Consider the following 2,781-nt stretch of genomic DNA (forward strand, 5'->3'; position numbering starts at 1 on the left):
GGGAACAATGGCAAAATAAAGCGTAGTTCTGCGCTGAATCCGAAGTATAACCGATCAGACAACCCCCTGACCAATGGAAATTGCATCACCATAGATGGAGAAAAAAATAAAAATGCTCGCCCCCACCATATACGTATTCTCAACAGCAAGGTACATGATTGTGGAGGCGGAGGCATTTCAGCCATTCAATCAGACTATCTAACAATAGATAATAACGAGGTGTTCAATAATGCCTGGTACTCAGTTTACGCCTGTAGTGGCATTTCGGTGCTCAACAGTTGGAATTCTGACAACAACCAAAACTACAAGATATTTATTACCAGAAACAAGGTCTACAACAATCGAATGTTCGTTCCCCCGATTTCTACGGTTTCTAATGGCAAGATCCAAGACGGTAATGGCATTATTATTGATCGTGCAATGAATAAGCAAAAGGGATCAATATTGAGTGCGTATCGAGGACGTACTTTGATTGCCAGCAACATCTCATATAAAAATGGTGGTGGCGGCATTCACACATTCCAAAGTGAGAATATCGATATTGTCCACAACACTAGTTATCTGAATAACCAGAGTCCGGAAATTTCATACGGACAAATCTCGATTAATGCTTCAAATAATATCAACGTTCTCAATAACATCCTTTATTCTGAGCGTGGGAAACCGATAAATGTAAAATACGGTGGTAACAACGTCACGTTTGACTACAACCTCAACGCCAGTGGTAACAACGACAGGTTTGACCACAACCTCAAGGCCAATAGTTCCTTGATACGTGTTTCCGGATCTAATGATAGGATTGGAGATCCACTGTTTATGAATGCCTCCGGTGGGGATTTTAAGCTTCAGCCTAAGAGTCCGGCAATCAATAGTGGTATGAAGTTCAATAGTGTGACAACCGATTTTCTAGGCAGCCCTCGTGTCAAGGGTTCACGATCCGATAGAGGGGCATACGAAATGCGCTAGTAGTTAAGAGTATGGAATTGGGTTGTATGGCAAAATCCTGATTTATCCAGCGATTTTGTCTACAACCCATTTTTGTAACACACTGTTGGCTCATATCATGTCCGGCAAATTGCTTATGATATGTCAAAAGCGAGTGCAACGAAGTCGAACGAAGCAATTCCCTTGGACTCTGCGATTACTTCACTCCGCTATCGCTGCGTTCGTAATTGACTTGTATTTAGCCGGACATGATATCATTTATTAGAAACTAAGTACAGTTTTGCGTAAAATCGTGGCGAATTGAGGGTTGAAATTTAAACGCAGAGGGGAGTCGCTCATGGAGAAAACCCCCAAGACTCGCTGCCTCGCCGTTGTAGCGACTGCCGTCGCGCAAAGGTACGCAAAGAATTCGCTACGAATTAATGAAATGTTGTACTTAATATGCTAAATCCGTCTACTAAAAAGCTTAAAACCCTTGCTAGGCAATAATAGTTCCTAACCTTTGAAAATTTTATTTTTTTGCAAGTCCCTGAAACTCTTTTGCCAACTTTGTTGGTTTAAAATATTCATGATCGTGATATAAATAACTACTAGATTCATTTTTATCAATGATTCCATTCACGACTAAGCCTAGTACGTTGTAATTGGATCTTTCTAATATCTCTTGAGCAGCGTTAGCACTGTTAGAATCAATGACCCCAGGTCGAGCTACTAACAAAATCCCGTCAGTCATTTGGCTTAAAGTCAAAGCATCGGCTGCCAAAAGGAGGGGAGGAGCATCAATAATTACAAAATCATAGTTATGTTGAGATGAGAAATTTTCAATTAATGATGCCATCCGTTTCGAGTCAAGCAAAGCCAGTGGGTTGGGAGGTCTAACCCCAGCAGTTAAGACATCAAGATTATCCATTACCCTAGATACAGTAACGTCAAATTCAGCCTGACCTACAAGAACCTCACTTAAACCAACTGCATTGGTTAGCTGCCAAAGATGATGCTGAGAAGGAATTCGCATATCTGCATCAATTAATAAAACTTTACGCCCTAGTTGAGCGATCGCTGCTGCCAAATTAGCTGAAACTGTAGACTTGCCTTCTTTAGGAACTGCGCTAGTTACCACGATAGTTTTTAGCACTTTATCTGAACTCAGGAATTTCAGATTGGCCTGAATCATTCGGTACATTTCGCTAGTTAAAGAGTAAGGCGTATCTCTGACAGCAATTTTTGGTTCTACATTTGAATCACGACGAACCTTTTTAACAGACAAAGGAATAATTCCCAGCAACGTATATCTAAATACATCTCTGACTTCCTTAAGTGTTTTCAAAGATCTATCTCTCATGCTTAGGAAGAGAACAGTTGTAGTAGCCAAAAATAAACCGAACATCACTCCTAGCAGTATAACAATAATTTTTTTGCCTACTACTGGATCTTTGGGCACTAAAGCCTGAGCAATAATCCGCGAACTGGGTGTATTTGTATTCTCAACTAACTGTAATTCTTGAACCTTTTTCAAAAGAGTTTGATATGTCGATTCTGCAACTTCAACTTTTCGTTCTAACTCCCGCTGATTTTGTGCTAACTGGGGTATGATTTTCACTCGCTGCTCGTAGGTAGAACGGGAATTAGATAGAGAGGAGAGTCTTTGAGCTAAACCAAAGCGCTGTACTTCCGACTGCAGAAAATTTTGGATCAGGTTTTGTCTGAGTTCTCCATTCTGCAATAGGCTCTGCGGAATTTGTGTTTGATTACCAACAGTCTGACCAATTTGCTGTTGCAGGAGGGATTTTAAGCTAGCTTTCTTTGCTTCTAAGTTAATAATTACGGGGTTGTCAT

2 protein-coding genes are annotated in these 2,781 nt (G+C 40.6%); one reads left to right on the plus strand and one right to left on the minus strand.

Annotated features, from left to right (window positions below; all coding sequences use genetic code 11):
- On the plus strand, positions 1-966 hold a 966-nt coding region (locus LC574_RS34415; RefSeq protein ID WP_306422206.1), incomplete at its 5' end, for a choice-of-anchor Q domain-containing protein.
- Between the two features lie 490 nt (positions 967-1,456).
- Here LC574_RS34415 and LC574_RS34420 read toward each other — a convergent pair.
- Positions 1,457-2,781: polysaccharide biosynthesis tyrosine autokinase (locus LC574_RS34420; RefSeq protein ID WP_229458089.1), on the minus strand; the 1,325-nt coding region annotated here is incomplete at its 5' end.

Origin of the sequence: Nostoc sp. CHAB 5715 (assembly GCF_020829685.1) — a bacterium.
In the GTDB taxonomy this organism is placed as follows: domain Bacteria; phylum Cyanobacteriota; class Cyanobacteriia; order Cyanobacteriales; family Nostocaceae; genus Nostoc.